This window comes from Candidatus Cryosericum septentrionale, from assembly GCF_003570995.1.
In the GTDB taxonomy this organism is placed as follows: Bacteria; Caldisericota; Caldisericia; order Cryosericales; family Cryosericaceae; genus Cryosericum; species Cryosericum septentrionale.
In genome coordinates this window covers 47,184-53,896 of record NZ_QXIY01000018.1, presented here as the reverse complement: position 1 = coordinate 53,896, position 6,713 = coordinate 47,184, and the positions used below count along the sequence as shown (strand labels likewise).

Genomic DNA, 6,713 nt, shown 5'->3' with positions numbered 1-6,713 from the left:
ATTTCACCCTGCCCCAGAGAACACTTGAAGTATATGCGGCCCCAAGAACATGTCAAACGCGGCCTCTTCAAGCTGGAGCCTGTTCCGGTCACTCCTCTACTGGCCTGTTGCATTCGCCGATTACTTCGTAAACTGTACATACTCTAGGAGGTGCCCATGGAAAAAGCCATATATCTGAAGGAACTGAATGAGAAGCTCAACGCACTGTACTATCAGTGCAACATCGCCGCCTGGAACCTGTCGACGACCGGGAAGGACGAGTACGCCGCTCAAGCGGAGCATGCCGACCTGGCAATGCGGCTCTTCCTCGCTGACAAGCAGCGCTTCGACACCGTGAACTCCATGCTCGCCGCGGGTGACCTGGAAGAGCTCGAGCGCAGGCAGCTCACCCTTATCCACGACATGATGGTCGAAAACCAGCTTGACAAGGAGATGCTTCAGCAACTGGTCATCAAGCAGATCGCCTTGCAGAGCATCACGACGAAGTTCCGCGGAACGATCGACGGCAGGGAAGTCAACAACAAGCAGATCGAGGAGGTCCTCAGGTCCAGCACCAACAATGACCTTCGCAAGAAGGCATGGCTGGCCAGCAAGCAGGTGGGCGCAGTGCTCGAACCTGGCCTCATGGAGCTCATCAAGCTCCGCAACGAGTCCGCCGTCAAGCTGGGGTACGCCAACTACTATGAGATGTCAATCCAGCTCCAGGAGTTCGACGGTGCGTGGCTCAAGCAGACGCTCGAAAGCTACCGCGACCAGACCGACACGCTGTTCCGCCGCGTTAAGGACTCTATCGATCAGGCGGTCGGACAGCGCCTGGGCGTCGACCCTTCCACACTGATGCCCTGGCACATGAGCGACATGTTCTTCCAGGAGGCCCCCCGCACCTCAGACGTCGATCTCGGCGTCTATTTCGAGGGCAAGGGCAACCACATCGTCGAGGAACTTGCGACGAAGACCTACGATACTATCGGGCTGGACATCCGCGACATTATCGCTCGCAGCGACCTCTACGAGCGCGCGGGCAAGGACCAGCACGCCTTCACCATGCACCTCGACCACAAGGGCGACGTCCGCGTCCTGGCCAACCTGCGCCCCAACGAGACCGAGATGGAGACCCTGCTGCACGAAATGGGGCACGGCGTCTACGACAAGTACCTCGACATGTCACTTCCCCCGGTCCTGCGTCATCCCGCACACATCTTCACGACGGAAGCCGTCGCCATGTTCTTTGGCCGCATGGCCCGTGACCCCAAGTGGTATAAGCAGATGGTGGGCATCGATGACGCCGCCCTCCAGAGGCTAGAGGACGACCTGCCTGTCGCCATCCGTAACCAGATGCTCGTCGCGACCAGGTGGATCACGCACTTCGCGCTCTTCGAGAGCGAGTTGTACCACACCGAGAATGGCGACAGCCGCCTCTGGTACCAGGGCGTCCAGAACATCCAGTACCTCAACACCCCCGAGGAACGCCTGGAGAAGCCCGACTGGGCAGCCAAGTACCACTTCGCGATGGCGCCCGTGTACTACCACAACTACCTGCTCGGCGAGATGCTCGCCTCCCAGTTCGACCATACCCTGCGCGCCGAAACCGAGGGTAAGGTCCTGACGCCCGAAGGTGGGCGCTGGTTCGTCGACAACGTCTTCACGCCCGGCGCGAAGTACTCATGGAACACCATGATCGAAGACGCCACCGGCGAGAAGCTCAACCCGTCCTACCTGGTACAGCAGTTCAACTACTAACGACAAGGGACTGTAACACTCTCGGGACGGTTCCAAATATGCCGAGAGTGTTACACTTTGGGACGATTCCGAATAAGCCGAGCGAGTTATGGTTTCGTCTCTTCGGCGTTGAGCGCCAGATAACGCCGCGCCGTCATGTGACTTATGCCAAGTGCGGCGGCGATCTTTCTTAGACTCATCCCCTGCTGGTGGAGACTGACCACACGGGAGATTTCAATCATGTCGGGGGTCAGGCCGGCGACAGGCTTTCGCGGAGCAACATCTTGGCCGCTCTGTGACTGAGCGCGGCGCTTGGATTCCGCCCATTGCCTAGCCCTGCCCGTGAGTAGAAAGTCCGGTTTCTTGAGCCCGATACCAGCCTGGACAAATTCCCGGTAGAGCTCGCGGGATTCTGCTTCTTCCTGCGCGAACATCCCCATCAACTCGTGATCCCTTAGCGGAACGCGAGAGGGCGCACCCAGCACGGCAGTGCTGTAGCTACTCCAGCGCCACTCCTGAGGCGTAGTCACGAGGCCTGCCCTCAAGGGATTCAGCACGACGTAGCGCGAGGCCTCGAGAAGATGGCTGTCCTGAGTGATTAGAATCGAGAAGAACCGATCCTGAAATACATGACCGTGGCGTCCCCGGGCCTTGTTGTACCACTCGCCATAGCTCATGTTGATGTGGTGCATTCCTTCCGACAGATTGTCGTCATGCGTCTTCAGCAGGAAGTGGTAGTGATTCCCCATGACGCACCAGGCATACATAGACCAGTCAAATTCCTTGGCCGTGTCCGCCACCAGATCAACCAGTCGCCACTTCTCGGACGGCCCCTCGAAGATCATCATGTCGCCGTTGCCGTGTGTCGTCACGTGATAGACGCCATCGGGAATCCGAATTCTCGCTTGTCTACTCATCCAAGTAGACCATCCGCACGAAACATGTGCCTGACATGTTCCCTCCTCCAGTTCAAGTTATCGTCGAGAGTGTAACACTTTCGGAACCGTCCCGAGAAAGTTACAGAGACATGAGGTGGAGGTCGGGACTCAGGTCGAACTCGGCGTCGGTTATGCCTCGGAGCTCGTCCACGGTGATCTCGGGGGCGATTTCCTTGAGGACCAGTCTGCCGCCCTCGAAGACAAACACGGCGTACTCGGTGACGACTATGTCTGCCTCGCCGATGCCGGTGATGGGGAGCGTGCAGCCTTTGACCAGCTTGGGTTTGCCGTTTTTGCTGGTGTGCTGCATCGCGATGACGACTTCTCTTGCTCCTGTCACGAGGTCCATCGCCCCGCCGACCCCAAGCTGCTTCCCGTTGGGGATGATCCAGTTGGCAATGTTGGCCTTCTGATCCACTTCGAACGCCCCGATGACCGTGGCGTCGACGTGACCGCCCCGTATCATCCCGAAGGATGCGGCGCTGTCCATGTAGACGCATCCAGGAGTTTCTGTGACGCACGTCCTGCCGGCATTGATCAGGTCATGGTCCATCTGGCCTTCCGGCGCCGGACAGCCGACGCCGAGCATCCCGTTTTCGGCCTGCACGTAGATGTTGGGGCTTGTGACGTAGTTGGCCACCATGGTCGGAATGCCGACGCCAAGGTTGATGAACAGTCTCCCGTTCTGGGCTTCGCTGTCGAAGTGGCGCGCTATCACTGAAGCTATCCGTTCTTTTGCCTGTTGTTCGAGTATCGCCTGCATCTCAGCTCTTCCTCATCGTCAGCACATCCACATATATGTGGGGTGTCACTATGCACTCGGGGTCCAGGGACCCCACAGGGACTATCTCTTCGACTTCGGCTATGACGGTGTCTGCCGCCATCGCCATGACAGGATTGAAGTTGCGGGCAGTCTTGTAGTAGACCAGATTGCCCAGCTCGTCGGCCTTGTAGGCCTTGATGAGTGCCACGTCGGCATGGATGGATTCTTCCAGCACACACGCCCTGCCGGCGAATTCTCTGGTCTCCTTGCCTGCGGCGAGGTCTGTTCCCGCTCCGGTCGGTGTGAAGAACGCCGGGATGCCCACCCCGGCGGCTCTGATCGCTTCTGCGAACGTCCCCTGGGGGATAAGCTTCACGCTGATCCGGCCTTCGTTGTTGGCCGCGGCTACCTCTGGATTCCAGTTGTAGTAGGTCCCGATCAACGACCGGATCTGGTTGTTGGTGAGCAACTTGCCAAGGCCCACGCCGGGCGTACCCAGGTCGTTGCTGATGATCGTCAGGTCTCCCGTCCCACTTGCTGCAAGAGCCTCTATCAACTCCTCGGGATATCCGGCCAGGCCAAAGCTCCCGACCATGATGCGTGACCCCGGCTTGACCCTGGCAATTGCGTCCTCGATGCTTCTGTACTTGTCACTAACCATGGACAGAACCTCCTGCTCTCACACGCACAGATTCTCGAAGATCGTCGACACACCGAGGCCGCCCGCAACGCAGATGGTTGCAAGTCCGTACCTGGTGTTTCTCCGCAGCATCTCGTGGATCAGTGTGACCGAGATGCGCGTTCCGGAGCAGCCGAGCGGGTGCCCCAGCGCAATGGCCCCTCCGTTCACGTTGAGGATATCGCGGTTGAAGCCCAGCTCCCCCACGACTGCCAGACTCTGAGCTGCGAACGCTTCATTGAGCTCGATGAGGCCGATGTCATCCAGCGACAGTCCTGACCGTTCCAGGGCCTTGCGCGTGGCGGGTACCGGGCCGATGCCCATGATGGTGGGGTTGACGCCGGCGATGCCTGCTGCCACAAATCTTGCCAGAGGCTTGATCCCCAGCTCGCCGGCCTTCTCTTCCGACATCACCACGACAGCGGCGGCGCCATCGTTTCTGCTGGAGCTGTTGCCGGCCGTCACCGTCCCTCCCGCTTTGAACACGGGCTTGAGCTTGGCCATCTTCTCGAGGCTTGTATCTCTTCTGGGGCCCTCGTCGGTGTCGACAAGCATCGTTTGGCCTTTCCCGATGCGCACGCTCACAGGGATGATCTCCTCCTTGAACCGACCCGCGTCGATTGCTGCGACGGCCCTGGCATGGCTGGCATACGCAAATTCATCCTGTTCTTCCCTGGTGATCCCGTACTTGTCCGCCAGATTCTCGGCCGTCATGCCCATGGTGAACGAGCCGTAGATCTCCTCGGGCTGTGACTTTGGCTGGCTCTCGGTGTTCGGATCGAGCAACTCGCCGTTCCCGGACTTGTAGCCGTAGCGTGCACTGCGAAGGTAGTAGGGAGCCGTGCTCATGCTCTCGACGCCACCAGCCACGATCACATCGCCATATCCCGCCTGAATCTGCCACACGGCATTCAGGATGGCCTGCAGACCCGACGAACACTGTCTATGGACCGTGTATGCGGGGACTTCTTCTGGAAAACCGCCTTCCAGAGCGGCGACTCTGGCAATGTTGGGCGCATCCGTGCTCTGTTTTGCCTGCCCGAGGATAATCTCATCCACGATAGATTTCTCGATGCCTGACCTCTTGACGGCTTCCTCCAGGACAGTCCTTGCCAACTCGACGGCCAGAATGTCCCTGAAAACCCCGCCCATGTTGCCGACGGGCGTTCTGACTGCGGACGTGATGACAACTGACTTCATTGTTGTTCCCCCCTGTTCAGTATCTTTTCACCCCTCGAGGTGACCAGACAACTGCGCCGACTGGATTCTCAGCTCAGCTGATCGCCGCGAAGATCTGGTCGAGCTTCCGCAGCGTCGCCTCATAGTCTTGGGCCGAGTGCGCCAATGACGTGTAGAACGGTTTGTGAGGATGAACATAGATGCCCTCGGTCAAGCATGCAAAGTCGAAGGCCTCTCGCATGGCTCCGTTCTCGCGAGCCAGGTCGCGGTAGTTGCGAATCGGCGTCTCGCTCATGATGACGCCGAAATTGGCGCCGAGGCCGGCCACATGCCCGGGGATGTGATGGGCTGTCACCAGATGACGGATTCCAGCTTTGAACGCCTCGGTCGCCTCATAGAACGGCCGCATCTGGGACTCATCTGACAGGATATCCAGTGTGGCAAGCCCCGCAGCAAGAACCTGGACTGCCCCGTTGAACGTCCCGGAGTGGAAGACGCTTCCACCACTCGACAACGGGGACGTCAGGTCCAGAAGATCTTCCCTCCCCGCCACCGCTCCCACAGGGAATCCGCCCCCGATGATCTTGCCCAGGGTCATCAAGTCGGGCTGGACACCAAAGATGCCGGCCGCACCCTTGGGGCCCGAGCGAAACCCCGACATCACCTCGTCGAAAATGAGGACCATGCCAAGTTCCCGGGTGAGAGCGCGCAGGCCTTCCAGAAAAGCCGGGTCTGTCTGATAGAACGCACGCGGCGACGGCTCGACGATGACCGTGCCGACGCGGTCACGATTGGCCGTAAGCAGCGTCCTGCACGCGTCGAGGGCATTGAACGGAAGCACCAACGTGTTCTCGAGGATGCACGCAGGAGTCCCGCGGGACCCGGCGACGGACGTCGGCCGGTCTGGATCTCCATAGTCTGCCGCCCGCGGGGTATTGCTGAGCACGCCCTCATAATACCACCCATGGTAGTGCCCTTCGAAACGTGCGATAGCCGGCTTGCCGGTCGCGGCGCGGCCTAGCTGCAGGGCCAGGTACGTCGCCTCGGAACCACTGTTGGTGAGACGTACCTTGCCGCCGATCGGCAGCATGGACATCAGTTTCTCGGCGTACTGGACCTCGAGTTCATTCGGCGTCCCAAAAATCGTCGTGCCCCATGTCGCAAGTGACTGTGCCACGGCACTGACAACAGCCGGATGCCCATGGCCAAGGATGAGCGGCCCAAATGCGAGACAGTAGTCGATGTACTCGTTCCCATCGACATCCCACAAGTGCGAACCCCCCGCCCGCTGCATGAACAGCGGGTAGGGGGCAAAGTACTTGACGTTGGCGACGACGCCGGCCGGGAGAGTCTGCCGGGCACGCTCGCTCAGCTTTCGGGATGCCGGTGTCTTCGCTGCATACAGCTCTTTGAACTCAGCAGGAGACTTCATCGC

6 protein-coding genes are annotated in these 6,713 nt (G+C 59.6%); 1 reads left to right on the top strand and 5 read right to left on the bottom strand.

Features of this window, described 5'->3' with window-relative positions:
- Positions 1-156 precede the first annotated feature (156 nt).
- Entirely contained in the window at positions 157-1,740 is a 1,584-nt protein-coding gene (locus SMC1_RS04870; protein ID WP_119085675.1) for a M2 family metallopeptidase, read from the top strand.
- Between the two features lie 86 nt (positions 1,741-1,826).
- On the opposite strand, the gene SMC1_RS04865 is transcribed toward SMC1_RS04870, so the two are convergent.
- From SMC1_RS04865 to SMC1_RS04845, 5 genes are all read right to left on the bottom strand, one after another.
- The gene (locus SMC1_RS04865; protein ID WP_119085674.1) at positions 1,827-2,636 is read right to left on the bottom strand and encodes an REP-associated tyrosine transposase; all 810 of its coding nucleotides are present in this window, start codon (positions 2,634-2,636) and stop codon (positions 1,827-1,829) included.
- 100 nt (positions 2,637-2,736) lie between these two features.
- A complete protein-coding gene (locus tag SMC1_RS04860; protein WP_119085673.1) occupies positions 2,737-3,420 on the bottom strand; it encodes a 3-oxoacid CoA-transferase subunit B in 684 nt (227 codons plus the stop codon).
- 1 nt (position 3,421) lies between these two features.
- Positions 3,422-4,081, bottom strand: coding sequence for a CoA transferase subunit A (locus tag SMC1_RS04855; protein ID WP_119085672.1), 660 nt, complete (start codon positions 4,079-4,081; stop codon positions 3,422-3,424).
- A gap of 18 nt (positions 4,082-4,099) precedes the next feature.
- Positions 4,100-5,299, bottom strand: coding sequence for a thiolase family protein (locus SMC1_RS04850; RefSeq protein WP_119085671.1), 1,200 nt, complete (start codon positions 5,297-5,299; stop codon positions 4,100-4,102).
- 73 nt (positions 5,300-5,372) lie between these two features.
- Complete coding sequence (locus tag SMC1_RS04845) at positions 5,373-6,710, bottom strand: aspartate aminotransferase family protein (RefSeq protein ID WP_119085670.1); 1,338 nt, start codon at positions 6,708-6,710, stop codon at positions 5,373-5,375.
- Between the last annotated feature and the right edge of the window lie 3 nt (positions 6,711-6,713).

Bases quoted from the DNA above. Each gene is read 5' to 3' on its own strand.
- SMC1_RS04870 (WP_119085675.1), top strand. From the start codon at position 157: ATGGAAAAAGCCATATATCTGAAGGAACTGAATGAGAAGCTCAACGCA.
- SMC1_RS04865 (WP_119085674.1), bottom strand. From the start codon at position 2,636: ATGAGTAGACAAGCGAGAATTCGGATTCCCGATGGCGTCTATCACGTG.
- SMC1_RS04860 (WP_119085673.1), bottom strand. From the start codon at position 3,420: ATGCAGGCGATACTCGAACAACAGGCAAAAGAACGGATAGCTTCAGTG.
- SMC1_RS04855 (WP_119085672.1), bottom strand. From the start codon at position 4,081: ATGGTTAGTGACAAGTACAGAAGCATCGAGGACGCAATTGCCAGGGTC.
- SMC1_RS04850 (WP_119085671.1), bottom strand. From the start codon at position 5,299: ATGAAGTCAGTTGTCATCACGTCCGCAGTCAGAACGCCCGTCGGCAAC.
- SMC1_RS04845 (WP_119085670.1), bottom strand. From the start codon at position 6,710: ATGAAGTCTCCTGCTGAGTTCAAAGAGCTGTATGCAGCGAAGACACCG.